Annotated in this window: 24 protein-coding genes; 11 read left to right on the top strand and 13 right to left on the bottom strand. The window is 37.8% G+C overall.

The window, feature by feature from the left end; translation table 11 throughout:
• The 4 genes from mreC (at position 1) to ABD000_RS07940 (ending at position 5,366) form a co-directional block, all read left to right on the top strand.
• Positions 1-849, top strand: coding sequence for a rod shape-determining protein MreC (mreC, locus tag ABD000_RS07925; RefSeq protein ID WP_343765709.1), 849 nt, complete (start codon positions 1-3; stop codon positions 847-849).
• A gap of 495 nt (positions 850-1,344) precedes the next feature.
• The gene (gene mrdA, locus ABD000_RS07930) at positions 1,345-3,213 is read left to right on the top strand and encodes a penicillin-binding protein 2 (RefSeq protein ID WP_343765711.1); all 1,869 of its coding nucleotides are present in this window, start codon (positions 1,345-1,347) and stop codon (positions 3,211-3,213) included.
• A complete protein-coding gene (gene rodA, locus ABD000_RS07935; RefSeq protein ID WP_343765713.1) occupies positions 3,213-4,598 on the top strand; it encodes a rod shape-determining protein RodA in 1,386 nt (461 codons plus the stop codon). The genes mrdA and rodA overlap by 1 nt, the downstream gene beginning before the upstream one ends.
• Before the next feature lie 51 nt (positions 4,599-4,649).
• Positions 4,650-5,366: a TIGR04283 family arsenosugar biosynthesis glycosyltransferase gene (locus ABD000_RS07940; RefSeq protein ID WP_343765715.1), complete on the top strand. Its 717-nt coding sequence runs from the start codon at positions 4,650-4,652 to the stop codon at positions 5,364-5,366.
• On the opposite strand, the gene ABD000_RS07945 is transcribed toward ABD000_RS07940, so the two are convergent.
• Positions 5,360-6,364: a glycoside hydrolase family 113 gene (locus ABD000_RS07945; RefSeq protein ID WP_343765717.1), complete on the bottom strand. Its 1,005-nt coding sequence runs from the start codon at positions 6,362-6,364 to the stop codon at positions 5,360-5,362. The two genes, ABD000_RS07940 and ABD000_RS07945, sit on opposite strands and share 7 nt — an antisense overlap.
• Positions 6,365-6,471: 107 nt before the next feature.
• Here ABD000_RS07945 and ABD000_RS07950 point away from each other — a divergent pair, with 107 nt between their 5' ends.
• On the top strand, positions 6,472-7,770 hold the full coding sequence (locus ABD000_RS07950; RefSeq protein WP_343765720.1) for an NAD(P)/FAD-dependent oxidoreductase: 1,299 nt from the start codon (positions 6,472-6,474) through the stop codon (positions 7,768-7,770).
• Between the two features lie 11 nt (positions 7,771-7,781).
• Complete coding sequence (locus ABD000_RS07955) at positions 7,782-9,380, top strand: 4Fe-4S binding protein (RefSeq protein ID WP_343765722.1); 1,599 nt, start codon at positions 7,782-7,784, stop codon at positions 9,378-9,380.
• A gap of 17 nt (positions 9,381-9,397) precedes the next feature.
• Here the strand turns inward: ABD000_RS07955 and ABD000_RS07960 are convergent, their stop codons facing one another.
• Both ABD000_RS07960 and ABD000_RS07965 read right to left on the bottom strand, forming a co-directional pair.
• Positions 9,398-10,639 carry a BamA/TamA family outer membrane protein gene (locus tag ABD000_RS07960; RefSeq protein WP_343765725.1) on the bottom strand — a complete coding sequence of 414 codons (1,242 nt, stop codon included), beginning with the start codon at positions 10,637-10,639 and terminating at the stop codon, positions 9,398-9,400.
• 42 nt (positions 10,640-10,681) lie between these two features.
• Positions 10,682-11,569, bottom strand: coding sequence for a hypothetical protein (locus ABD000_RS07965; RefSeq protein ID WP_343765727.1), 888 nt, complete (start codon positions 11,567-11,569; stop codon positions 10,682-10,684).
• Between the two features lie 148 nt (positions 11,570-11,717).
• Here ABD000_RS07965 and ABD000_RS07970 point away from each other — a divergent pair, with 148 nt between their 5' ends.
• From ABD000_RS07970 to ABD000_RS07980, 3 genes are all read left to right on the top strand, one after another.
• Positions 11,718-12,416, top strand: coding sequence for a glycosyltransferase family 2 protein (locus ABD000_RS07970; RefSeq protein ID WP_343765729.1), 699 nt, complete (start codon positions 11,718-11,720; stop codon positions 12,414-12,416).
• The gene (locus ABD000_RS07975) at positions 12,416-13,906 is read left to right on the top strand and encodes a cellulose synthase family protein (protein WP_343765731.1); all 1,491 of its coding nucleotides are present in this window, start codon (positions 12,416-12,418) and stop codon (positions 13,904-13,906) included. Before ABD000_RS07970 ends, ABD000_RS07975 begins: the two co-directional genes overlap by 1 nt.
• 100 nt (positions 13,907-14,006) lie before the next feature.
• Complete coding sequence (locus ABD000_RS07980) at positions 14,007-15,428, top strand: MptA/MptB family glycosyltransferase (RefSeq protein ID WP_343765735.1); 1,422 nt, start codon at positions 14,007-14,009, stop codon at positions 15,426-15,428.
• Here ABD000_RS07980 and ABD000_RS07985 read toward each other — a convergent pair.
• The 8 genes from ABD000_RS07985 to ABD000_RS08020 all read right to left on the bottom strand — a co-directional run bounded on the left by ABD000_RS07985 (position 15,381) and on the right by ABD000_RS08020 (position 21,405).
• The gene (locus ABD000_RS07985; RefSeq protein WP_343765737.1) at positions 15,381-16,040 is read right to left on the bottom strand and encodes a hypothetical protein; all 660 of its coding nucleotides are present in this window, start codon (positions 16,038-16,040) and stop codon (positions 15,381-15,383) included. The genes ABD000_RS07980 and ABD000_RS07985 overlap by 48 nt on opposite strands.
• Before the next feature lie 38 nt (positions 16,041-16,078).
• On the bottom strand, positions 16,079-16,252 hold the full coding sequence (locus tag ABD000_RS07990; protein ID WP_343765739.1) for a hypothetical protein: 174 nt from the start codon (positions 16,250-16,252) through the stop codon (positions 16,079-16,081).
• 194 nt (positions 16,253-16,446) lie between these two features.
• The gene (locus tag ABD000_RS07995) at positions 16,447-16,920 is read right to left on the bottom strand and encodes an SRPBCC family protein (protein ID WP_343765741.1); all 474 of its coding nucleotides are present in this window, start codon (positions 16,918-16,920) and stop codon (positions 16,447-16,449) included.
• Positions 16,921-16,974: 54 nt separating this feature from the next.
• Positions 16,975-17,553 carry a Crp/Fnr family transcriptional regulator gene (locus tag ABD000_RS08000; protein ID WP_343765743.1) on the bottom strand — a complete coding sequence of 193 codons (579 nt, stop codon included), beginning with the start codon at positions 17,551-17,553 and terminating at the stop codon, positions 16,975-16,977.
• A 7-nt stretch (positions 17,554-17,560) separates the two neighbouring features.
• Positions 17,561-18,370 (bottom strand): pseudouridine synthase, encoded by an 810-nt coding sequence (locus tag ABD000_RS08005; RefSeq protein ID WP_343765745.1) that lies wholly within the window; start codon positions 18,368-18,370, stop codon positions 17,561-17,563.
• Positions 18,371-18,447: 77 nt separating this feature from the next.
• Positions 18,448-19,353 carry a geranylgeranylglycerol-phosphate geranylgeranyltransferase gene (locus ABD000_RS08010; protein ID WP_343765747.1) on the bottom strand — a complete coding sequence of 302 codons (906 nt, stop codon included), beginning with the start codon at positions 19,351-19,353 and terminating at the stop codon, positions 18,448-18,450.
• 5 nt (positions 19,354-19,358) lie between these two features.
• Positions 19,359-20,297: a mevalonate kinase family protein gene (locus tag ABD000_RS08015; protein WP_343765749.1), complete on the bottom strand. Its 939-nt coding sequence runs from the start codon at positions 20,295-20,297 to the stop codon at positions 19,359-19,361.
• Positions 20,298-20,322: 25 nt separating this feature from the next.
• On the bottom strand, positions 20,323-21,405 hold the full coding sequence (locus ABD000_RS08020) for a diphosphomevalonate decarboxylase (protein WP_343765751.1): 1,083 nt from the start codon (positions 21,403-21,405) through the stop codon (positions 20,323-20,325).
• 125 nt (positions 21,406-21,530) lie between these two features.
• Here ABD000_RS08020 and ABD000_RS08025 point away from each other — a divergent pair, with 125 nt between their 5' ends.
• Positions 21,531-22,010 (top strand): TspO/MBR family protein, encoded by a 480-nt coding sequence (locus tag ABD000_RS08025; RefSeq protein WP_343765753.1) that lies wholly within the window; start codon positions 21,531-21,533, stop codon positions 22,008-22,010.
• A gap of 99 nt (positions 22,011-22,109) precedes the next feature.
• Positions 22,110-22,892: an Fpg/Nei family DNA glycosylase gene (locus ABD000_RS08030; protein WP_343765755.1), complete on the top strand. Its 783-nt coding sequence runs from the start codon at positions 22,110-22,112 to the stop codon at positions 22,890-22,892.
• A gap of 20 nt (positions 22,893-22,912) precedes the next feature.
• Here ABD000_RS08030 and ABD000_RS08035 read toward each other — a convergent pair whose 3' ends face one another.
• On the bottom strand, positions 22,913-23,749 hold the full coding sequence (locus tag ABD000_RS08035; protein WP_343765757.1) for a hypothetical protein: 837 nt from the start codon (positions 23,747-23,749) through the stop codon (positions 22,913-22,915).
• Between the two features lies 1 nt (position 23,750).
• On the bottom strand, positions 23,751-24,521 hold the full coding sequence (locus tag ABD000_RS08040; protein WP_343765760.1) for a LamG domain-containing protein: 771 nt from the start codon (positions 24,519-24,521) through the stop codon (positions 23,751-23,753).
• Positions 24,522-24,539: the final 18 nt, after the last annotated feature.

Consider the following 24,539-nt stretch of genomic DNA (forward strand, 5'->3'; position numbering starts at 1 on the left):
ATGCAGCAGATCATTGACTTTCTTATTCGCTATAGGAATGCTGTAGTGTATTTACTGCTTTTGTCGCTAGCGCTTTTTTTTACCATTCAGGCACATTCTTACCATCAAAGTAAAGTTATTTCTTCTACAAACTCGCTTACAGGTGGGCTTTTGAGTTGGTCCAATAATCTGGGAGATTATTTTGATTTAAAAGACCAAAACGAACTTTTACTCAACGAAAACAAACGCTTACGCAATCAACTCTCTGCTTCTAAAGAAAAAATAAAACGTATTACTGTTACAGATTCTATCCCTGTTGATACCACATATCGCTACAGAAGCGCTCAAGTAATCGCCAATAATTACAGTCTGAGAGATAATTACATCACCTTGGATAAAGGGAATGAAAATGGCTTCTCAAAAGATATGGGGATAATTTCAAGTAAGGGTATTGTTGGAGTTGTAGAAGACGCAAGTGAGCGCTATTCCAGAGTTATTTCTATTTTAAATAGTAACTTAGAAATTAATGTAGGGTTGAAAAAATCCAGTCATTACGGTTCTATGTCCTGGAATGGTAAAGACCCTAATACAATTCAACTTACAGATATAAATCGACTGGCACCTGTAGCAAAAGGTGATACGATTATCACTGCAGGTAAATCCCTCATTTTTCCAAAAGGCATTCCGGTAGGTACGATTAAAGACTATACACTGGATCAAAGTCAAACGTATTTTTTAATTGAAATAAGGTTGTTTAATGATATGACCAATTTGGATCAGGTATATGCTATTGAACATCTCAAAAAAGAAGAGATTCGTTCGTTGGAAGAACCAGAGAGTAAATTAAATCAACAACCTATCGATGAATAATACATTGGTTATCAATATTGTTCGGTTTTTATTTTTAATCCTTTTACAAGCGCTTGTTCTTAACAATATCAACCTCTTTGGTTATATAAACCCTTACGCGTACATTATTTTTATTATTCTTTTCCCATTTACCACAAATCAAGTGAATTTCTTATTGATCAGCTTTTTATTAGGGCTTTCAATTGATTTTTTTCTAAATAGTGGTGGCGTACATGCTTCAGCTTCGCTCACGGTAGCTTATTTGAGGCCAACAATCCTATCGTATTCTTTTGGAGTAAGTTATGAACACCAAAACATCAAGTTTTCCAGAATGGGTTTAAAAGAACGTTTATTATATGTCATCCTTATTGTTTTTATTCACCATTTAGTTTTGTTTTCACTTGAAATTTTCAATCTTCAATACATACTAATGATCTTGAAAAAAACGTTATTTTCTAGTATATTTAGTTTGATCGTAATATTTATAGTATTGACCCTTTTTAGTCGAAAAAATTAATGCGAAGATTACTACCCTTTTTCTTGATTGTAGCCACAGGATTAGTCTTTATTTTTAGGTTGTTTTATCTACAAGTGGTAGATGACAGTTTTGTTATGCTTTCTGAAGATAATGCGGTCAAAGTCGTGTATGACTATCCACAACGCGGATATATTTTTGACCGAAATGGTGAACTAATCGTATCTAATCAACCCTCTTATGATGTGATGGTTATTCCTAATGACTTAAAACCTTTTGACACGCTGGAGTTTTGTAGTCTTTTAAGCATCACTAAGGAAGATTTAGAAAAAGAATTGTCGAAGGCTAAAAACTATTCTCCGCGTCTGCCCTCTCCCGTTGTTCCTCAACTTACCAAAGCTGAATATGCCTTCTTACAAGAAAAAATGCGTAAATATGAGGGTTTCTTTATTCAAAAAAGAGCTTTGAGGGACTATAAAACAGCAAATGCAGCAAATATCCTTGGATACATTGCTGAAGTCAACAATGCCGAAATAAAAAAAGACAACTATTATTTACCTGGGGAGCTTATAGGTAAACAAGGATTGGAGCAACAGTATGAAGAGGTTTTAAGAGGAAAAAAAGGAGTTAGAAGAATTCAAAAAGATCGTTTTAATCGTGACATTGGTCCTTATAAAGATGGAGTCTTTGATACGCTTCCTCAAAAGGGTAAAGACCTAACCATTACCATTGACTTAGCATTACAGGCTTATGCAGAAAAGCTTATGGTCAATAAGAGAGGAGGAATTGTAGCTATTGAGCCTGCATCTGGAGAGATATTAAGTTTAGTTTCTGCCCCAACGTACGATCCAGCCTTATTAGTGGGAAGGAAAAAATCTCCTAATTATACCCGTATGCATTACGATACCCTTAGCAGACCTTTATTTGATCGTTCGCTAACGGGTGAATATGTTCCCGGGAGTCCGTTTAAGACCTTAACCGGTCTTATAGCTCTAGAAGAAAATGTAATCAATACAAAGGAGCGTTTTAGTTGTCGCTATGGATATCGTTATGGACGCGGAGCTAACGCAGTTATGGGATGTCACCAACATCCTCAACCCTTATCCCTCGTCCCGGGAGTTGCACATTCGTGTAATGCCTACTTTGCACAAACGTACCGAAGAGTAATTGAAAAATATACAACGCCGCAAAAAGGCATTGACGTTTGGAAAAAACACCTGAATAGTTTTGGATTAGGTCAATTTTTAGGATATGATTTACCCATTGGACGTAGAGGGTTAATTCCAGGTTCAGGATACTACGACAGAGCTTATCCTAATCACAATTGGTTCGCTACAGCCACGTTGTCAAACGCCATAGGACAGGGAGAAGTGATTCTTACTCCAATCCAAATGGCTAATATGACAGCTGCAATCGCTAACAAAGGATGGTTTTACACACCACATCTGTTAAAAACAGTCGATGGTAAACCCATAACTAATCCTGGGTTCACTAAAAAGAATTTTACTACAATCAGTCCAGAGCATTTTGAACCTATTATTCAAGGAATGCATGACGTTTATAATTATGGTACTGCAGAGTTCTTGCAAGTGCCGGGAATTGAGATTTGTGGAAAAACGGGAACCTCTGAAAATTTCACTATTATCGACGGCAAGCGACAGCAGCTTACAGACCATTCTGTTTTTGTAGCTTTTGCTCCAAAAGATAATCCCAAAATTGCTGTTTCCATTATTGTTGAGCATGGATATTGGGGAGCACGATATGCGGGTAGAATCGCGAGTTTAATTATTGAAAAATATCTTAGAGGAACGATCACCAGAACAGATCTAGAACAATGGGTTCTAACGCACAGCCTTGAAGAAGAGTACGCTAAACCCTACAGCGGGGAACCCTTTAAAATAAATCAATAATGGCCGGATCAAATGCCAAGATTGATTGGATTACTGTACTTTTATTTATTTTGTTGGTAGGCTTTGGCTGGGGTAATATTTACTCTGCTTCTTTAACAGATGAGTTTACCTCTATCTTCGATATCAATCAAGTATATGGCAAGCAAAGTATTAGAATATTGATGAGCATAGTACTCATTGTTCTTATTTTATCTATCCAGGCTAAGTTTTACGAACGCTTTGCAAGCATCATCTATATTTTATCGCTCCTATCTTTATTAGGGCTTTATGTATTTGGCAAAGAGATCTCTGGCGCGACCTCTTGGTATGATTTAGGAGTTGCTAATCTACAACCAAGTGAGTTTGCTAAAGCTGCTACTGCGCTGGCTTTAGCAAAATATGTAAGTGATTTACAAGTTAATATCTTTGAGTTTAAACATCAATTAAGAGCGCTTCTAATAATTGGTCTGCCTGTTGTTTTTATAGCTCCGCAACCGGATCCGGGTAGTGCGATTGTATTTTTATCCTTGTTGATCCCACTCTATCGCGAAGGGCTATCAAAATACTATATTAATACTGGGCTTGTTGCTGTTGCAGTTTTTGTGATCACCCTAATTATTAGTCCCTTGTATACCTCAATACTCGCCGTATTAATCGCAGTGGTATATTTTTATCTCAAAAAAGAACAACGAAGTCTGTGGCTTATCGTTGCAACAATACTCGCCATTGCGTTTTTTATTTTTTTCTTAGAAAATGAACAATATTACCTGTCAGCAATCATCCTCGGTTTGGTAATTGTGTATACCGTTCTTAGTATAAAGCAAAAAAATGTATTGCCTAAAATTCTAATGCTACTTTTTTTGGTTATAAGCTTTTCATTTTCTGGTGATTATATTTTTGAAAATGTATTTGCGCAGCGACACAGGGATAGATTTAATATTGTTTTAGGAAAACAGGTGGATAATCAAGGGATTGGATATAATACTGCTCAAAGCGAAATTGCAATTGGTAGTGGAGGATGGACTGGCAAAGGTTGGACGCAGGGAACTCAAACAAAGGGTAAATTTGTTCCAGAACAGCATACAGATTATATATTTAGTACAGTAGGAGAGGAATGGGGTTTTCTAGGGAGTTCCTTAGTCATTGTACTTTTTACGTTGCTTTTACTGCGCATCTACATGATCTCTGAACGTCAAAAATCTCAGTTTAATCGTGTTTACGGCTACGGTGTTTTGAGTATTTTATTCATTCACTTTTCAATAAATATTGGAATGGTATTAGGAATTTTTCCAACGGTAGGAATACCGCTTCCCTTTTTTAGTTATGGTGGCTCTGCATTATGGGGTTTTACTATCTTGTTGTTTATTCTCGTAAAACTAGATTCTAAGCGCATGTTTTATGAATAATTTTGCAAAGAATTTTAGAAATCTCAGGAAAAGCTTACACCATATTCTACAATGACGATTTCGATTATAATACCAACGTATAATGAAGCTGAAGCTATCTACGAACAGTTGGAACGTATTAAACACCATCTAAAAGAACCTGAATTAACTGAAATTATACTTGTAGATGGACAGAGCACTGATGAGACACCTGTTCAAATAAAGCGTTTTATAAAAAATTCTAAAGTTGCACCGTTTAGCATTAAACTAGAACATGCCGAAAAGGGAAGAGCGAAACAATTGAATTATGGAGCAAGAAAAGCAACAGGCGAATTACTTTACTTTTTGCATGCAGATACATTTACCTTTAAAAAGTTTGATAAAAAGATCAAAACAGCAGTAGCAAATGGCCTAGATGCAGGATGTTTTAGATTAAAATTTGATCAAAACCACCCTCTTTTGAAAATAAGTGAATGGTTTACCCGGTTCAACTGGAAAATTTGCAGGGGTGGTGATCAGTCCCTTTTTGTTAAAAAAAATATCTTCAATGCCTTGAATGGTTTCAATGAAGATTATACAATTTATGAGGATTGTGAGTTTGTTAATCGGCTCTATGATAATGGCAAATTTCGTGTTTTGCCCTTCACGGTTACTACCTCATCCAGAAGGTATCTAAAACATGGGATGTATCGATTACAGTTTCATTTTGCTGTAATTCATGCGAAATACTGGTTAGGGTACTCACCTACAAGTTTGAAAAACTACTATCTCAAACATATCTCTCAATAACTGCTATATGTTTTTCTCAAGAGCTCTTCAGCAGGTTTGTTTTGTGGTGTGAATCTATTATTATCAGTTCCCCCCACTTGTTCATGATCGATAAACCATTTCCAGATAAATCCTCCTGCAAACCATTCTTTTGACCATACCTGATCGTATAGTACGTGTAATGCGTTTGTTTGCGCGGTTAAATTAACGTTTGTAATAGATCGATCGACAGTCCAGGGTTTTTCACCTGTGTAATCGATGCTGCGATACCCATATTCAGTAAATAAAATTGGTTTACCAGAAGCTTCGGCTACCTGTTTTAATTTGTCTAAATGAGACTGCCAGCCCTTGGCCAAGCAATTTAAAGATGGTGTTTGTTCATTACAAACTGGAAAATACGCATCGACCCCAATGTAATCCAGTTGATTCCAAAATGGTGTACGGGTATACTCATCCCAGTTCGCCGCATAGGTTAATTTGCCTTTATATATACTTCGGATTTGTGCGACCAGAGTAGTCCAGTACTCAGGTCTGTTTGCCACGAACTGCTCCAACTCGGTTCCTATACACAATATCTCTACCTCTTCCTCTTCCGCAAGACGGGCAAAAAGAAGTATAAAATCACGATAGGTTTGTTCAAGGATCAACCACTCTTTTTCAGAAGTCATTTTTAAAGTACCGGTGAACTCCCCGCGCCTAATCCAAAGTTGAGGTTTTATCATAATCTTGATTCCTACTTTGCGCAATTCTTGGATATACTGTTTCACTCCTTCGGGACGTTCCCCAAACCACTGGCGATCTGCATCGTAGATCACATTAGGACTACTAACACCTTTTAAAAACCCAAAAGGCATCACCGCAGCGTAATTGGCATTAATTTTTTTTACCGGTGCTACGTGTTTTGCTGAAATAGAATCACCGCTGGCCACAAAACTTACCCCGTTGATTTTTTCGGGTTGAGCAGAACAGCCTGTGATAAGTTGACTTAAAATTCCCAATATGAGTAGAATACTTCGCATGGTTTAAATGTATAAAATCTTAAAGAATAAATACTTTCTCAAAAATAAAGCTTACCCCAATTAAGTTTTTATCTTTAACTACGACTATACTAGAACACCTAATTATTATGGAGCATATTGTCATTATAGGCAATGGTATTTCGGGAGTAACCGCTGCCCGTCACATTAGAAAACTTTCTGATAAAAAAATTACCATTGTTTCAGCAGAGACAGATCACTTTTTCTCACGTACAGCCCTCATGTATATCTATATGGGTCACATGACTTACGAGAATACCAAACCTTACGAGGATTGGTTTTGGAAGAAAAACAAGCTTGAATTAAAAAGAGCGTACGTTCAGCATATTGAGCATGAAAAGAAGGAACTATTGTTTGACAATGGTGATCGTTTAGGATATGACAAATTAATCCTGGCGGTTGGCTCCGTACCAAATAAATTTGGGTGGCCGGGTCAGGATTTAAAAGGTGTGCAAGGGTTGTATTCAAAGCAAGATTTAGATCTTTTAGAAAGGAATGCCCCTAATAAAGATCAGTGTAAAAGAGCTGTTATCGTGGGTGGAGGCTTAATTGGAATAGAACTGGCAGAAATGCTTCACACACGTGGTATACCCGTTACTTTTCTTGTACGCGAAGATAGTTTTTGGAATGGGGTTTTACCAAACAGCGATAGTGCTTTAATTAACAAAGAAATAAAGGATCATCACATTGATTTGCGACTTTCCACAAATTTAAAGGAAATTAAATCTGATAAAAACGGAAGAGTAACATCCATCGTTATTGAAGAGACAGAAGAAGAAATCGAATGCGATTTAGTTGGACTTACTGCCGGAGTACGACCTAATATAGATTTTTTGAAAGATAGCGGAATTGAACTCGGAAGAGGGATCAAGGTGAATCGCTTTTTAGAAACGAATATTGAACATATCTATGCGATTGGAGATTGCGCAGAACAACATGAGGCTATTGGCCATCGCAGACCTATAGAGGCTGTTTGGTACACCGGAAGAATGATGGGAGAAGTCGTCGCCCAAACCATTTGTGGCAATCGCATGAAGTATAATCCCGGGCACTGGTTTAACAGTGCGAAATTTTTTACGATTGAATATCAAACCTACGGCTGGGTGAATGGCGAAAAGTCCAGACCAGACTATGAGACTCATTTTCATTGGAAACATCCTGAAAAGTCTATTGCTATCACCATAGCTTATCATAAACAAACCAATCAATTTTTAGGAATTAATACATTGGGAATACGCATGAAGCACATTGTGTTTGACCAATGGCTTACTGAGGAGCGCGATATTGACTATGTCGTTCATCACCTTAAAACCGCAAACTTTGACCCTGAGTTTTATGCGACCTATGAAGCTCAAATACAATCTTCTTTTCAACCTGTTCACGCTTAACATTGACCGCCATGAGTAATAAATTAAATCACAGTATGTCCCTAGCCAGTCCAGATGGATACGGGATTACAACAACGCAGAAAATAGCGGTGGCGCTGGGAAGCGTAGGACTTTTTATTATGATCCTGGCAGGAGTTAATATCGATTTTCCCAATCGGTCTTTATACCTCACAATATCCTTATTATCTATTGTAGGGGGAGTAATACTATTTTCAAACCAAGCTTACCTAACAAAACAGGAAGGTATTCAAAATGACGGAGTCTGGTTTAAATCCATCTCATCCAGAGGGATTTTAGGTTGGATTACAGGAATTATACTCACGGCCTTTTATATCGTACTTTATTTTTATCCTCATTACCTTGGACTTACCCCAGATGGACAAGCCAATACGGGGGTAATTTCTCTTTTTGATCCCTTGAGTTACCTACTAAGTGGAAATCCTGCAAGTCAATGGTTTGTCTATGGGACACTATACACGGTTGCTATTCTGGCCTTTGGATATAAATTCATGCTCAAGTACAGGCATAATAAATATCAATTGCTACGTACAGGATCAGTGATGTTTTTCCAATTGGGTTTTGCTTTTTTGATTCCAGAGTTTATGGCGCGCCTCAATGGGGATGGCTTTAATTTACCATATTACGACCTTAAAAATATCTGGCCGCTCAACTACTATAATTTTGATCAATACCGTATCAATGATTTTATCAACTCTGGCACGCTTGGTATGGCGCTACTAATATTTGGCGTAGCCTCTATTTTTATTATAACACCTATTCTCACCTATAAATATGGAAAGCGCTGGTATTGCTCCTGGGTATGCGGTTGCGGAGGCTTAGCTGAAACTGCCGGGGACTCATTTAGACATTTATCTAGCAAGAAGGTTGCTGCCTGGAATATTGAACGCTGGCTGATTCATACGGTATTAGTGTTTTCGGTTATTATGACCACTGGATTAGTGTACAGTTATCTTTCAAAAGATGCCAGTAAATATTGGTTAGATGCTGACTATTTTTTAATTGCTGTCGGGCTCTTTTTAACTTTAATTTTTGCGGGAACCATGCTTTTTAAACGACATGAATTGGCAAAAGATGCAAAATATGGCGCCATAGGATATGCCATTACAATTCTTGCGTTACTGGTTTTATACGCTTCAGACACAACAGACCACGTTTTTTATATCAAATCTGGCACACTGCGATCTGCCTATGGAGTCTATATTGGCTCTCTATTTTCTGGTGTCATTGGCACGGGTTTTTATCCCATTTTAGGGAATCGTGTTTGGTGTAGATTTGGTTGTCCCATGGCAGCAATTCTAGGCTTTCAACAACGATTATTTTCACGATTTAGAATTACTACTAATGGTGGTCAATGTATTTCTTGTGGTAATTGTTCCACCTACTGTGAAATGGGAATTGATGTAAGAGCCTATGCACAAAAAGGCGAAAATATTGTACGCTCAAGTTGTGTTGGCTGCGGAATTTGTTCGGCAGTATGTCCCCGTGGGGTCCTTAAGCTGGAAAATGACAGTATGAATGGAAGAATCAACTCTAAAGATGTTTTGCTAGGCAATGATGTGAATTTAATGGAGTTGATGAATAATAAATAGTTTGACCTAGATTGGCTTTAAAAATACTGCCCCACCCCAAAGACAATTCCGCTATTATCTTTCTCCCCAACACCATAGCCATAATCAATTCTAAAAATTGCATTAAAAATATGTTTGTGAATCAATCGTAATCCTAGGCCGGGAAATAATCGCATATTTTCAGGATCCCAAAAGTCTGAAAGTTCACCTCCCGGATTACGCCAGGTACCGGTATCTACAAACGCATTTCCTTGTAGGACAAACCAGTTTTTTTTAAATAAGGTATAACGATATTCAGTGTTAAGTACCAAGCTTGCTGTGCCGCGATCAATAATGTTACCTACACCCCTAATATTCAAATTATTATCTAACGAAAAAGGCGCTAACGGACTTTCATCATTTGTTGCTATCCCAAACCGCAACCTGTTTGCCCAGTTCCCACGTTCACCAATACGCTTATAATACAAAAAATCATTCCATCCGATGAGGAAATCAGGTTGCTCTCCTTCTACTGTATCTACATACTGCAGATTTAGAATATTTTGAAAACCTGAAACAAAATAATACTCATAATCGCGTTTGTCATAGGTGTAAACGCTCTTTAGCATAAATTTATCCAGAGATAATTGCTGCGGAATTTCGTCTGTATTAAACCCCTCTTTGAACGTATATTCTTCATTAAAGAGATTGAAGCCAAAACGAAAATTATGATACAATTGATGCTCATAAACTCCCAGCAGTTCTATAGATCGATTATTATAAATGTATTGAGTAGTACCCTCTTCAAAAAATAATGGTTCCTGACTAGTCCAGTCAAGATAGTTAATTGCAAAACCAAAGGACCGTGAAAAAAGATAAGGAGCGTTAACGTTTAAGCCATAGGAGTCAAAACCGTTATTTTGGTAGAAACCGCCAAAGGTAATATTTCGACCGAGTAAGTTATATTCATATAGACCGGCGCGATAAGCAATCTCATCGTCATTCACCGTCCAGGTATTTGCCTGCGGAATCAATGTAAAATTCTCTTTAATGGTATAAAAAAGATGCGTTTCTCCTGTTGGTGCAGCAACAATTTGAAAAGTAGAATGCGCTACACCGGTCAAACGTCTTAGTAGAATCATGTCTTTTTGAATAACCGCAGAATCAAGTTGAACACCTTTTTTCATTCGTACCATACGCGCTAAAAAATCCTGCGACATGCGCTTTGATCCTATAAAAGCAAATGAATCAACTTTACTATCCTGTATTCGTTCCTGCCCAAAAGACGGCAACGTGAACATGCATAAAACAATCCATATTACATATCTATGCACCATAAAGATTTAAAAAACAGCCCTTAACCCAAGGTTGAATGTTTCTCCAAGACCGGTATCATTACCACGTACAAAATTAGTGTAAAGTACTTCAATATTTAAGGCATTAGTCAATTGATATTTTGCTCCACCACCAACTGCCGTGAAATCCTGGCTAAATTCTGAATCACCACCTACATCTACTAATTGTGAATGCTGTGTCAAAGCCAATACCGTAAATTTTGAAGAGGGAAAATAGCTTAGAAAAACACCCGGAGTAAGACGTAAACTATTGTTCGCGAAACTTGGCTCATCTCCAAAATTAAGTTCTGTGTTTAGTTCTGAAAATAATTGCCAGGTGCCTCCGGTAAAGGTATAATCATAAAAAAAACGATTTTGAAAGGTATATCCATTTTGATCTAAAAATACGCCTTGCTCTGATTCATTATCAACCAGTGGAAAAAAAAAGGAACTTTGCACAGAAAAATTTCCAACATTCTTAAACGGAACAAACTTGATGGAGGGTGCGATAGATGTCACTCCAGATCGCGCTGTACCTGCTTCACCATCAAATTGAAACACTTCTAATGCATCCCGACCCGCAACCACATTAGAACGGGCCTCTACAATCAAACCAAGGTTGATACGCTTATTATCTGTAACTCCCACGTAGGCCTCAAGCGTGGAGGTAAAAAAGGTTTGCCTCGCAATATCATTGGTTTCACCTTCAAACGTTGCTTGATCTTCAGTATACAAATTATTAAACCATTTAAAGTCATACTGTCCTTTGGCCATAAGCTTTGACGGAGTTAGCGTTTGGATGACCGAACCCTTTGGTTCATATTCTTGTGCTCTGAAGCTGGTTGAATAAAATCCTAGTAGTAGCACAAAACTCAATATAATTCTTGATGGATTCATGGTTGATCATGTTTAGCATGTTGGTCCCTCAGTTTTATAGAAACTTACAAAACCTTGAAAAGAAACCTCAAAGAATGCGTCTTACTCTAAAACATCAACCAAAAGAATCTTATTTTTACCGCCATTTGATACCAAATATCATTATTCCATGAACCAGACGATTGCCGTGATTATTCCGGCATATAATGAAGAAGATTCTATAGCGTTAGTCATTAATGAAATTCCCCATATCGTTGATGAGATCATCATAGTTGATAATAATTCTACCGACCAAACTTCAGCGAGAGCAAAAAATGCAGGCGCAACAGTTTTGCATCAACCTCAACCGGGTTATGGAAACGCCTGCTTAAAGGGACTGGAATATCTTTCGGCGAAGACCAAAAAAAATCAACCTGATATTGTGGTTTTTTTAGATGGAGACTATAGCGACTATCCCGAATATTTGCATCAAATTATTGCTCCGATCCTATCTCAAAATGCCGAATTTGTAATCGGAGCCCGTGTTAAATCTCTGAGAGAAGACGGATCAATGACCCTTCCGCAGCGATTTGGTAATTGGTTAGCAACCAGTTTAATGCGCCTATTTTTCAATTCCAGATTTACCGATTTGGGTCCATTTAGAGCAATTACGTATAATAACCTATTGAAAATCAATATGCAAGATAAAACCTATGGTTGGACGGTAGAGATGCAGCTTAAGGTTTTAAAACACTATATTCCTTATACAGAAGTGCCTGTACCTTACCGAAATAGAATTGGCGTCTCAAAAGTTTCAGGAACCATAAAAGGTGCTATCTTTGCGGGCGTTAAAATCTTAGGTTGGATCTTTAAATACAGCATCAAATAATGTTCCTTGAAACATTAATTATTATCATTTATTCCACAGCTCTTGTACTTATTTTCATGTACAGTTTAGCGCAGCTCAATTTGCTATTTAATTACCTGCGCGCTAAACGCACCTACGATGATTCGCCTCAATTTGACTTAAGCCAGGCAGACGAGATTCCGCTGGTCACCATTCAACTCCCTGTGTATAATGAACTCTACGTGATAGAGCGGCTGCTAGATAATATTGCACAAATTGAATACCCCAGGGAAAAGTTAGAAATTCAAGTGTTGGATGATTCGACAGATGAATCCTTGTATCTAACTCAAAAGCGCGTGAACGAACTCCAACAAACCGGTTTAGACATTGTACATATTCATCGTACTAACCGCGAAGGTTTTAAAGCAGGCGCACTTAAAGAAGGCCTCAAGGTGGCGAAAGGAGAATATATCGCCATTTTTGATTCAGATTTCTTACCTCAACCTAATTGGCTACTACGCACCATACCGTATTTTAAAAATCCTAGTATTGGGGTGGTACAAACCAGATGGGGGCATCTTAATAAAGATTATTCAGTACTTACTAAAATCCAGGCATTTGCGCTAGATGCTCACTTTACCTTAGAACAAGTAGGCCGTAACAGCCAGGGACACTTTATTAACTTTAATGGTACAGCAGGCGTGTGGCGCAAGGAGTGTATCATTGATGCAGGGAACTGGCAAGGCGATACATTGACAGAAGATCTTGATCTTAGCTACCGTGCACAGCTCAAAAACTGGGAATTTAAGTATTTAGAAGACGTTGAAACTCCGGCAGAATTACCCGTAGTGATCAGCGCAGCGAGGTCGCAACAGTTTAGATGGAATAAGGGGGGTGCAGAGAATTTTAGAAAAATGCTTAGACGTGTTGTATCCAGCAACAACATCTCTTTTAAAACTAAAATTCACGGGATTCTCCACCTGTTAAATAGTACGATGTTCTTAAACGTTCTCATTGTAGCTATTTTAAGTATCCCCATGCTCTACATCAAAAACGAATATGCGCATTTAAAGATGTATTTCTACGTCATGAGCTTTTTTGTGATTAGCACACTCATCTTTTTTGTATGCTATTGGTATACGTTTAAAAGCATTTATGGCGGTGGATTTAAGCAATTTATCAAATACACCGGCATGTTTTTCACCTTTTTCTCGATCGCTATGGGCTTTTCACTTCATAATTCCATCGCAGTGATAGAAGGTCACATAGGTAAACGCAGTGAATTCGTACGCACCCCTAAATTCAATCTTAAAAACCTTCAAAATAAGGTGAAGGACAATAAGTATTTGCGTAAAAATCTGTCCTTAAATGTCATTGTAGAAGGTTTGCTCATGCTATATTTTGCCTTTGGAATGTACAGCGCATTTGTCGTAGGTGATCAGGGTGGTGACTTTGGATTATTTCCGTTTCATTTAATGCTTTTTATTGGATTTGGCTTTGTTTTCTTTAAAAGCCTGAGTGCAAAAATTTAAGTACTTTGGGCGTTCCCCCAACAAGTAGGGGTCGGGCTTTTCATTGTATTTTTTGCCAAAAAAGGCAAAAAGATGCCATTGCAATCCCTAACGCACAACTATGCAACATCAAACGCCACATCGTTCTACTTTAAGCCTTTCTATTGGAGTAGGCTTACTAAGTGCTGCGTTGTATTATTACATGGCCTACGAGCAGGTTCGATATGATTTTGTGACGTTATTTACCTCATATACAGCACTATTTTTTAGCTGTTATTACCTGTTAAAATATGCCCGACTCACCACAGTCAATGTGCTGTTATTGGGTTTGGTTTTTAGGCTGATCTTTATCCTTGCTACACCAAGCCTTTCTGAAGATGTCTATCGCTTCTTATGGGACGGTAGATTATTGGCAGAGGGAATAAATCCATATCTATATATCCCGAATCAACTTTTTGATCAAGATAGTTTTTTTCTCTCAAAAGAAATGATGTCCATCTTTGATCAAATGACAGATTTGAGTAAGCAGCATTTTTCAAATTATCCCCCGGTAAATCAATGCTTCTTTTGGCTTAGTGCAGTACTTGGAGGAAAAAGTATTTTGGGTAGTATCATCGTCTTGCGACTCATCATTATTCTGTCCGAAATGGGAATCTTCTTTATTGGCATTAAGCTATTGCAGCAGCTCAATATGAATATGCTCAACATAGGATGGTTTTTTCTTAATCCCTTTATTATTATCGAGTTTACCGGGAATCTGCATTTTGAAACCGTGATGATCTTCTTCATTCTGCTATCACTATTTTTGTTAGTAAGAGGTCATTGGGTATGGAGTGCCGTGGTAATGGGGATAGCAGTCTCTGTAAAATTAATCCCCTTGATGCTTCTGCCGATATTCTTTCAGTATTTTATCAAAAGAAATCACTCTAATCCATCGCTGAATTTTTGGAAGCTGATGCTGTATTATTCGGTTGTCATTCTGACTTTTATGTTAAGTTTTAGTCCGTTTATATCTCAAGAGCTTCTCCAAAATTACAGCACTACCATTGGGCTTTGGTTTCAAAACTTCGAGTTTAATGCAAGCATATACTACGTAGTGAGATGGGTAGGCTTTCAAGCAACGGGGTATAATATCATCGCTTCGGCCGGCAGAGTATTGCCGGTAATCACCGTAGGTATTATTCTCTTGCTTACCTTTTTTAGAAAAAACACCCCCCTGCAACAACTTATCACAGGGATGCTTTTTGCGGTTAATACTTATTTTTTATTCTCTACCACAGTTCATCCATGGTATATCGCGACCCCATTAGTTTTAGGGATTTTTACACGCTACACTTTTCCGGTGGTGTGGAGTTTTGTGGTGATGCTGAGTTATTCGGCGTATGCGGGAAGCTTTTTTCAAGAAAATGCGCTTCTTATCGCTGTAGAATATGTGGTGCTGATCGTATACATGCTGTATGAAATCTTCCGAAGAAAAAATCCGCTTAATCTTTCATCAAGTCTTTGTTCTACCGTCCAGCCAATACGCAAGTCCAGAGAATAAAAAATACGCCACTAAAGCCGAAATGGTTAGTGCTATAAGATCGTTATTAGCAGGCAGCACAAAAAGATTGAGGTAATTGATTGCAAGGAGAAATACTACGAATACTACGGCACTAAGCTTTCTAAGTGTAGTCCCTAAGCGGACATTCTTGAAATAATATGCAACTCCAAGAAGCAATAGAACAGCTTCAACTAAAAAAGTATAATGTTTATTCTGCCATAGTCCCAATCCAAATTTTGGTTCTCCTTCTACCAAAGGTAAATCTGGCGTGTGCACAATTAAGTCTGTAAACCAATGAGATAAAACCGCTAATCCCAGGACTAACGCCACACTTTTTCTTTGGGTCTTACTTTTGTTTAATAAAATATATCCGACTCCAAAAATCACCCCCCAGATCAAAGAACCCAATAACCCATGGGTATACGGAAAGGTCATCACAAAATCATTAACCGCCGTAAAATCTTCGACAAAAACTAATTTTTCAATCCCCAACACGGCAAACGGAAAGAACAAAATATCTACAAACTGCACAGCAATAAAAAGCAATCCTAGACTGGCCTTAGGTTGTTTTCCCTTTAAGGCAAAGGCTGCTGCATAGTGACCTACAAACATGAGTTGTAATTTTGTAGGAAAAGGTACAGAATTTTTAATTATTCATTAAAAATCGCTTTCCAAGGGATTACAAAGGGTAGTACGATAATCCATATCAAAAAAGTAACGGCCATTCCTTTTGGGTAAGGATCATTTTGAATAAACGCCGGAAGAGCTACGGCTAAAATCCAACTTGACTTATAAATTACCTGAAATACTAATACTAAGCTCATTTGCTGAGGATAGAATAACCCTACAATAGAAAGTAGGAAAATGGCGCCCCATAATGCTCCAACAAGTCAAATTACTTCAGAATATTCTACTGAGTTTTCAAATACCGTATGCAAAGCAGTCTTTGGAAAAAACAGACTACTTATGCTTATCCAACCCGCTACGATAATGTTCGCGACATATACAATTTTTAATATCATGATCTTGAGTTTGCTAATATTTCTATATTTTGCATCGCCTGGGGAAGCATAGTTTTAAACTTTTTACCCAGCATACGTGCAAAAATACCTCCTGTTAATCCTTTAAAACTAATCTGATGCGTAAAATAGTTCTTCTCATTTTCATATGTCAAAAATCGCTTTATAAGCATACTTCCTAACGGTAATTTTACCTTCATTGTATAGGACTCATCTTCTACGAACTCTACCACCTTGAAAGATGATTTTTGCCCTTCAAGAGAAAGGATCTCTTCTCTTGCACCTAAGCTAAAGACCTCATTCATCTCGGCGCTTTTTAAGCCTATGTCCCACTCATGCCATTGATCTACATTGGTCCAGATTGACCAGATCGCTTCCGGAGCATTGTTGGTCTGTATTGTGTGTGAAAAGTTCCTTTGGTTTTGTGCTTGTAGCGTAATTGTTGTCAAGAGTATGATGGCTGAAGTTTTCATGGGATATTTTTTGACAAAGATTCACCATACTTCAGTTCTTACACTTCACCTAAGTTAACTTTTTAGGTTCTGAATAAATTTTTTTCTTATTCGGCTTAGTGATTGAGGTTTTATCCCCAAGTACGACGCAATATGCTTTAAGGGTACATTTATAAAGAGCTCAGACTCCTTTTCAATGAGTGCTGCGTAGCGTTCTTCTGCCGTTTGATTTTGAAGCGAAACAAGAATATTTTCTGTAAAAAATTGTACCTCCTCAATGAGCTTTAATACAAATTGATTCCACGAGTCGAGTTCCATGAGTCTATCTGAAGAAGATTTACTCATGGTATACACTATACTTTTCTCAAGTGTTTCAATATTTTCTTTTGAAGGTTTTTGATTAGAAAAGCTTTGGATAGATGTAAAACAATACGGCGGAATGGTGAAAAACTTAGTCACTTCTTCTCCGCTATTATGGATAAAATAGCGCAGTAAGCCTTTCTCTAGAAAATAAACATTTTTACAGACTTCTCCTTCCCTCAGGATCAAATGCCCTTTTGGAAACTCCTCTCTCAAAAGTTCCCGTTTAATCAATAGCCATTCCTTCTCCGGTAAGTTGACATACTTACTGATAAATGTTTTAAAAGAATGCATAAAAATGCTATAACATCCCCAAATTGATTACTTCTTGTTTGGTAAGGGTTCTGTATTTTCCGCGGGGGAGATCTTTTTTTGTTAATCCCGCATATGCTACACGATCTAAGGTTTCGACCTCATAGCCTAGTTTTTTAAACAGTCGCTGCACTACATGATCCTTTACGCTTTTGAGTTCAATCCCTACTTCACGCTTGGGTCGTTTTTCGATATAGGATATATCATCTACATGCACGGTTCCATCTTCCAAAGAAACACCTTCTTTAATTTTGATGAAATCGGCGTAATCCAATTCTTTATTTAATACGACCTGGTAAATTTGCCTGATCCCGTGCTTAGGATTAGAAAGACTTTCGATAAGCGCGCCATCACTAGTAATTACTAAAAGACCCATGGCACTGCGCTCCAGTTTCCCAACCGGACGAACAGGGGAAGAGACTCCGTTAGCCACTAAGTCTATTACGCTTCTACCGCTTTTTCGCGGACTCGTTGTCACATAAAAACTTTTGGGTTTGTTGAGTAAGAGATATTCGGGTTTATTTGCAGAGAGTCTTCTGCCATCAAACTTCACCTCATCGGTAGGTGATACTTTGTAACCCATTTCGGTCACGACCTTCCCATTCACCATCACGTTCCCAGAGGCGATATACACATCTGCATCTCTTCTTGAACAAATACCCGCATTAGCAATGTATTTGTTCAATCTAATCTCATCTCTGGCGATTGCCGGTTTACGATTAGCTGCTTTACGCTTTGCTCCTTTTGAAGGTGCTTTTTCTCCACGAGGACGTGATTTTGATTTATCTTGATTACTCACTATTCAATTTTTTGCAAAGGTAGTCAATTAGATAATAGAGGCTGATAAAGTCGCGTTAAGGAATAGTAGATTAAAACTTAAGGTAATTGCTCAATAACTACACTGGGATCAATTAATGGAATACAAAAAACTCCTAACACAATGATCGCCTTTAAAATATTATGCAAGGTCAAATAGTGAAGTTTGGCTTTGGACTGCCATAGAATAAATAGGAATACACCCAATAAAACAGCACACAAATAAAAGTAGTAGTTCATCAAACCTATTTCAAAGCGCGCTATAAGAAGATAGGTGGGTACAACGGCCAAAAGTAATAATCCTGTAACTAACCATTTTGAGGTTGCAGTACCAAAAACAACGGGTATAGTTTGATAGCCCAGTGCGATATCGCCCTTCAAGTTTTCAAGATCCTTAACCATTTCACGCATAGAGATTATTAAAAACAAAAATAGTGCGTGCACAAAAATGACCAGTTCAAAATTTCTATAGTAGACAAATACGGCGAAAAACGGAACGATCGCCAAAATAGCTGATGTGAAATTACCTACAAAAGCTATTTTACTCAAACGGTGTGAGTAGATCCAAATACCAAAAATATAAATCGAAAAAAATAAGGTCGCTCTAAAGGAAACATAACTTGCAATAAGCACAGCAACAATGTTTAGAATAAAATACACATTGAGTTTGGTCTGCTGGCTGACCAGTCGATCCAACATGGTTTTATTAGGGCGATTGATGAGGTCTTTCTCAGAATCGTAAAAATTATTTATGATATACCCCGAAGCTATTACCAGAGCCGAGGATAAAATCAGCGCAAACAATTCGCCGTCAAAAATTACTTGACCAAGGCTAAGGTCTGGCGCTAAAATAAAAACTGATGTAAGGTATTGAGCTAGGACAATGATGAGGATGTTATATCCCCTAATGACAGAAAACAAACTCACCACCTTGAGCAGTAAATGCTTGTTTTGTCTAGACAGCATACGAGTTAGAAATTGTAAACTACCTCTAGTTTGTGACCTTCAAGTGCTTTTTTGGCTTTCTCTAAGTCTTCTGTAAATCCTAAGATGTAGCCGCCGCCGCCCGATCCACAAAGTTTTAAATAGTAATCATTGGTTTCAATTCCTTTTTTCCAAAGTGTATGGAATTGTGCAGGAATCATTGGCTTGAAATTATCGAAAACTACTTTGGAAAGGTTTTTTACATTCCCAAAAAGTGATTTAACACGACCCTGAAGAAAATCTTCAACGCAAGCATCAGTATACTTTACGAATTGATCCTTAAGCATGCTTCTAAAGCCTTCTTGTTTCATGTTTTCCATGAAAATTTGTACCATCGGTGCGGTTTCTCCCACTACACCACTATCTAATAAAAATACAGCACCTTTACCTGAACTCTCTTGTGATGGAATCCCCGCCGGTTCTATATGATCTTTAGAATTAATTAAAATAGGAAGACTTAAATAACTATTTAACGGATCTAAACCCGAAGAACTACCGTGAAAGAAAGACTCCATTTTACCAAAAATGGTTTTTAGCGTGAGTAGTTTTTCTCTGGTTAGATTCTCAAGTACCGTAATTTTATCTTGCGCATAGCGATCGTAAATTGCGGCAACAAGTGCGCCACTACTGCCTACTCCATATCCCTGCGGAATGCTACTGTCAAAATACATCCCTTTATCCACATCATGTCTCAGGCGTTCTACATCAAACTGCACCAAAGCTTCTTTTTCTGACTGAAGCTTCTCAAGATAGTCTACAAAATTGCTGAGATGTTGATTGGATTGTTTCGCTACAGCAGAAGAAGATTGATCTGTTTTTAGCGCACCATTATAAAAATTATACGGGATTGAAAGCCCTTTGGAATCTTTGATGATTCCATATTCTCCAAAGAGAAGAATTTTAGCGTAAAATAGAGGTCCTTTCATTTGAAAGCGATTTGGTAATGCAAAATTAACGCATTTTTGCGCCATTACCTACTTTGTCACGAATATACTGCCCGTTTTCACAATAGCCAACCAACTCATTCTTAATGAATTCATAAACTTGCTCTTGTTCGTTATCAGGAAAGAGCACATGCACATTTGCTCCCGCATCTAAGGTAAAGCAGACGGATGATCCCGTGTCTTTTCTAAATTGCCATATTTTTTGAATAACCTCTAACGTATGTGGACGCATCAAGATAAAATAAGGTTGGCTGCTCATCATCATCGCATGCAGGCTTAGGGCTTCAGATTCTACGATTTGGATAAATTGTTCTACATCGCCTGTAGATAATACCTTAGCTAAACGGGTTAAATGTTCTTCCGCTTGACGGAAACGACTAGCAGCAAACGGGTGATCATGCATCAAACCGTGACCCACAGAGCTACTCACTTGCTTTTGACCCTTATCCACTAAAAGAATACAGTCATGATAGGTGTTGAACAGAGGTGCTACCTCAATAGGGGCCTTAATCCCGTATAAATCTGAAGAATCTATGAATCTAGGATGTTCTCCCCACATGATAAGTTTACCTTCTATACTCCTGCTGGCAGATCCTGATCCTAATCGGGCTAAAAAAGATGCTTTTTTGTTGAAGTAGTCATCTGTAAGGCCTGGATTTAGTTTTCTTTCTATACTCATAATCCCTAATGCCAGTGCCGCCATCCCACTTGCTGAAGAGGCTATACCGCTACTATGTGGGAACGAATTAGACGTATCAATGGTATACGAATAGTTCCTAATAAATGGAACATATTCTACGATTCGATCAAAGAACGTACTGATTTTTGGTTTAAAGTTTTCGGCTTTTTTTCCCTCAAAATAGATGTCAAATTCTATTTCATTTTGGGCTTGATCTCTGGGAGTAAAAGAAAATGTAGTTGTGGTAGCGCAATGATCCAAGGTAAAACTAATCGAAGCATTTTTAGGAATCTGGATATCCTCTTTACCCCAATATTTTACAAGGGCGATGTTACTCGGTGCCTGCCAGGTGAATTTTCCTGCTTCTAATGTGTGTTTTATGGATGCTGAAATAAACTCTTTTTCTACCATGAGCAGTCTTGCTGAAAGTTTGAACGAATGCAGTTGATTTTAAAGGCGCAAATATAGCCCTATACCCAGATACTTATGAAGTATTAAAATAAATTTATACTTTCACACCTGCTAACCCAACCTGCTTGAAAAGAAAACACTACATAAAAATTGTTGTTTCAATTTTGCTTTGCCTACTGGTTGGCTTCGCAGCCTCTCTTGCCACCCAGTTCAGTGTAGATACGTGGTACGCGACCTTGAAGAAGCCTTTTTTTAATCCACCCAACTGGCTTTTTGCACCCGTATGGACCGTTTTGTACATTCTTATGGGTATCGCAGCGGGAATCGTATGGAGCAAGGGCTTTTATCATAGATGGGTAAAAACTGCCTTATATCATTTTATTTTACAACTTATTTTAAATGCCAGTTGGTCGTTGCTGTTCTTTGGATTACAACGTCCCTTGTTAGCATTAATAGTGATTATTACGCTATTTATTTTTATCCTTTATACGATCAAATGGTTTAAACTAGTGAGTAAACCTGCTGCATATCTTTTGATACCTTACCTGATTTGGGTAGGATTTGCTGCTGTATTGAATTTTGAAATTTGGCGGTTGAATTCTTAATAGAAAGCACGCGCATATAAATGCTCACAAGCGCAAAACTGTTATAAGGATTTTAAAATCGACAGGCAAAGACAATATTCTACGTAATTTTAAACAAAAATGCCAGAATTACCTGAAGTCCACGGCTACAAAGTCTATATCGACAGCACCTGCTTACACAACACTATTACTTCTTTTGTTTGCAGGGACACCAAGCTCTTGAAGCAACCTGAAAACGATTTTAAAGAGCATCTCATTGGCAAAAAACTCATCGGGACCCAACGCATCGGTAAATACCTATTTGTCAAAACCTCTGGTGATAAAATTTTGGTAATGCACTTTGGGATGACGGGTCGACCTAATTATTATAAAGATCCTGAAGATCGACCTAAATTTGGACATATTGTGTTGGGCTTTGATAACGACTTTCACTTTGCCTTTGAAAATAAACGCAAGTTTGGCTGGTGGAATCTTATTGATTCCATTAAAGACTATAAAGCCGAAAAAGGCCTGAGCGATGATGCCAGAGAACTGTCGTTAGAAGAATTTAAGACCTCTCTCGAAAACCGAAAAACCCACATTAAGAAAGTCATCATGGATCAAAGTGTGGCTGCCGGAGTTGGGAACTGGATGGCAGATGAAATTCTCTATCAGGCAAAAATACATCCCAAAAAAAAAGTGAATGATATGACCGAAGTTGACATTAAAAATGTATTTGATGCAATGAAAAACGTGATTGAAGTAGCGATTAAACATGACTCCCACTATAGTGATTTTCCCGATGATTTCTTTATCCATATTCGTAAAGAAGGTGAACCCTGTCATCACACGGGTGCTGAAATTCAAAAGATCAAAGTGGGCGGTAGAACAACATATTTTAGTCCAGAGTGGCAGATGAAATAAGTCGATATTAATTCAATTTCTTATTCCCTAAATTCATATTGAATCGAGTAAACACTAGAGCCTGAAAATCCTGCTTCTGCTAGCAACTCACTTATATTTCCTTGCTCATTGGTATTGAGAATAGTATATGTTGTTCCTATCCCAATTCCTCCACCAGAACTTTCTACACCTACTTCGATGAGCGCTCCCTGAGAAAAATTAAGAGCAGTTCTGTTTAAAAAATAGAGATCTCCTAACATCGTGAGTCCTTCTTGTGGGATAAGCATACTAAATGGTCCTGCTTGTGCGAGTGTGTAGCTATAGATCAATGAGATATTTAACGTAGTCGTCTCTACTAATTGGCCAAATTCATCAAATCTAAGGCTTAATGATTCTCTACCGTCAGGTAAGACTTTTTCATGGTCCAGAATAAAATATGTATTCAACTCGTCGTCATAGTCTACTTCAATTTTTGAATGTACCTCATTTTCATCGGTGTACTGGATCTCATTGATGATTCCAGATGAATTGTATGCTAACCCAATACGTGTTGTAAAATTAACATTGAAATACTCATAAATAGCTTCATTAGGTCTTCCTCTGCTATCGTAAGAAAATGATACCATGGAATCTTCTAGTAAATCCACAACTCCTTCCTTAGACCGTTGGATCGTCATTTGATCTAATCGATTCTTCTCATTATAACCAAATACGACCGTAGTAGTTACATTACCGGTAAAATTTTGACTCTCTATGGTGATTTTTGAAGGGTACCATCCTGCTTCATTCCCGCTATCCACAAAATCATCATCTGTAGAACAGCCCGATCCTACGACAAATAGCAACACTACTATTGAACTAAGTATGATCTTTTTCATCTTAAAGCGTGTAAAGCAAATTAATCTCCTCTTGAGTCAACATTCTTTTATAAAAGAACAGATCATCCATCACACCGATCCAGTATTCCCCTTTTGTATAATTTGCTCCCAATACAAATTGATTAAAAGGCTCAAATATGGGTTCTACCGGTTGTCCATTGTGTTCAAAAACGTTATCGCTATATATTAGTTCACCATTTACGTAAATACGAAATTCGCCATTACCTACTGTGAGTGCTATGTGAACCCATGTATTCTCGGCAACGCTTTTACTACTACCTGTTGCAATTCCCGTAGTTCCCGTAGGGTTTTCTTCCAAACCATACGCAAAGCTCCCGCCTATCTTTAAGCTGGTATTTTTAAAACTTCGACATTGAAATGAAGCCAAGGTGGTTTCTGCTAATAAACGGGTACCCCCTAAACCATCGGGATTCGGGAGTACCCACACTGCAATACTGGCTTCATGATTTGGTGATCCGGTAAGAGAACCGGCTAATTCAACTTCAAGGTATTGCTCATTTCCTAAAAATTCGATGGCAGAGCCACTTTTTCCTTCTCTATCTACGGTGTAAGCAAGATTTCCAGTAGGTGTTTCCTGAGTTTCTGTGGTAACCACATCTTGATAACTACTATCAAATGGAAAATAAGCTACAAGTCCATCTGTTGGATAATTTTCTTCTGCCGGTGTGCTGGTAAGTGTTTCGTCATCATCGTTGCACGCTGAAAAAAATAATCCTGTAGCGATAACTATATATATACATTTATTCTTCATAATATTATGACGTTAATT

It is taken from the genome of Gangjinia marincola (assembly GCF_039523415.1).
Lineage (GTDB): Bacteria > Bacteroidota > Bacteroidia > Flavobacteriales > Flavobacteriaceae > Gangjinia > Gangjinia marincola.

What these genes read in the sequence shown, in the direction of transcription:
- ABD000_RS07955 (WP_343765722.1), top strand. Translation starts at nt 7,782, where the DNA reads ATGAGTAATAAATTAAATCACAGTATGTCCCTAGCCAGTCCAGATGGA.
- mrdA (WP_343765711.1), top strand. Translation starts at nt 1,345, where the DNA reads ATGCGAAGATTACTACCCTTTTTCTTGATTGTAGCCACAGGATTAGTC.
- ABD000_RS08020 (WP_343765751.1), bottom strand. Translation starts at nt 21,405, where the DNA reads ATGGTAGAAAAAGAGTTTATTTCAGCATCCATAAAACACACATTAGAA.
- ABD000_RS07990 (WP_343765739.1), bottom strand. Translation starts at nt 16,252, where the DNA reads ATGAGCTTAGTATTAGTATTTCAGGTAATTTATAAGTCAAGTTGGATT.
- ABD000_RS08035 (WP_343765757.1), bottom strand. Translation starts at nt 23,749, where the DNA reads ATGAAAAAGATCATACTTAGTTCAATAGTAGTGTTGCTATTTGTCGTA.
- rodA (WP_343765713.1), top strand. Translation starts at nt 3,213, where the DNA reads ATGGCCGGATCAAATGCCAAGATTGATTGGATTACTGTACTTTTATTT.
- ABD000_RS07995 (WP_343765741.1), bottom strand. Translation starts at nt 16,920, where the DNA reads ATGAAAACTTCAGCCATCATACTCTTGACAACAATTACGCTACAAGCA.
- mreC (WP_343765709.1), top strand. Translation starts at nt 1, where the DNA reads ATGCAGCAGATCATTGACTTTCTTATTCGCTATAGGAATGCTGTAGTG.
- ABD000_RS08010 (WP_343765747.1), bottom strand. Translation starts at nt 19,353, where the DNA reads ATGCTGTCTAGACAAAACAAGCATTTACTGCTCAAGGTGGTGAGTTTG.
- ABD000_RS08030 (WP_343765755.1), top strand. Translation starts at nt 22,110, where the DNA reads ATGCCAGAATTACCTGAAGTCCACGGCTACAAAGTCTATATCGACAGC.
- ABD000_RS07975 (WP_343765731.1), top strand. Translation starts at nt 12,416, where the DNA reads ATGTTCCTTGAAACATTAATTATTATCATTTATTCCACAGCTCTTGTA.
- ABD000_RS07985 (WP_343765737.1), bottom strand. Translation starts at nt 16,040, where the DNA reads ATGTTTGTAGGTCACTATGCAGCAGCCTTTGCCTTAAAGGGAAAACAA.
- ABD000_RS07980 (WP_343765735.1), top strand. Translation starts at nt 14,007, where the DNA reads ATGCAACATCAAACGCCACATCGTTCTACTTTAAGCCTTTCTATTGGA.
- ABD000_RS07970 (WP_343765729.1), top strand. Translation starts at nt 11,718, where the DNA reads ATGAACCAGACGATTGCCGTGATTATTCCGGCATATAATGAAGAAGAT.
- ABD000_RS08000 (WP_343765743.1), bottom strand. Translation starts at nt 17,553, where the DNA reads ATGCATTCTTTTAAAACATTTATCAGTAAGTATGTCAACTTACCGGAG.
- ABD000_RS07940 (WP_343765715.1), top strand. Translation starts at nt 4,650, where the DNA reads ATGACGATTTCGATTATAATACCAACGTATAATGAAGCTGAAGCTATC.
- ABD000_RS08015 (WP_343765749.1), bottom strand. Translation starts at nt 20,297, where the DNA reads ATGAAAGGACCTCTATTTTACGCTAAAATTCTTCTCTTTGGAGAATAT.
- ABD000_RS07945 (WP_343765717.1), bottom strand. Translation starts at nt 6,364, where the DNA reads ATGCGAAGTATTCTACTCATATTGGGAATTTTAAGTCAACTTATCACA.
- ABD000_RS07960 (WP_343765725.1), bottom strand. Translation starts at nt 10,639, where the DNA reads ATGTTCACGTTGCCGTCTTTTGGGCAGGAACGAATACAGGATAGTAAA.
- ABD000_RS07950 (WP_343765720.1), top strand. Translation starts at nt 6,472, where the DNA reads ATGGAGCATATTGTCATTATAGGCAATGGTATTTCGGGAGTAACCGCT.
- ABD000_RS08040 (WP_343765760.1), bottom strand. Translation starts at nt 24,521, where the DNA reads ATGAAGAATAAATGTATATATATAGTTATCGCTACAGGATTATTTTTT.
- ABD000_RS07965 (WP_343765727.1), bottom strand. Translation starts at nt 11,569, where the DNA reads ATGAATCCATCAAGAATTATATTGAGTTTTGTGCTACTACTAGGATTT.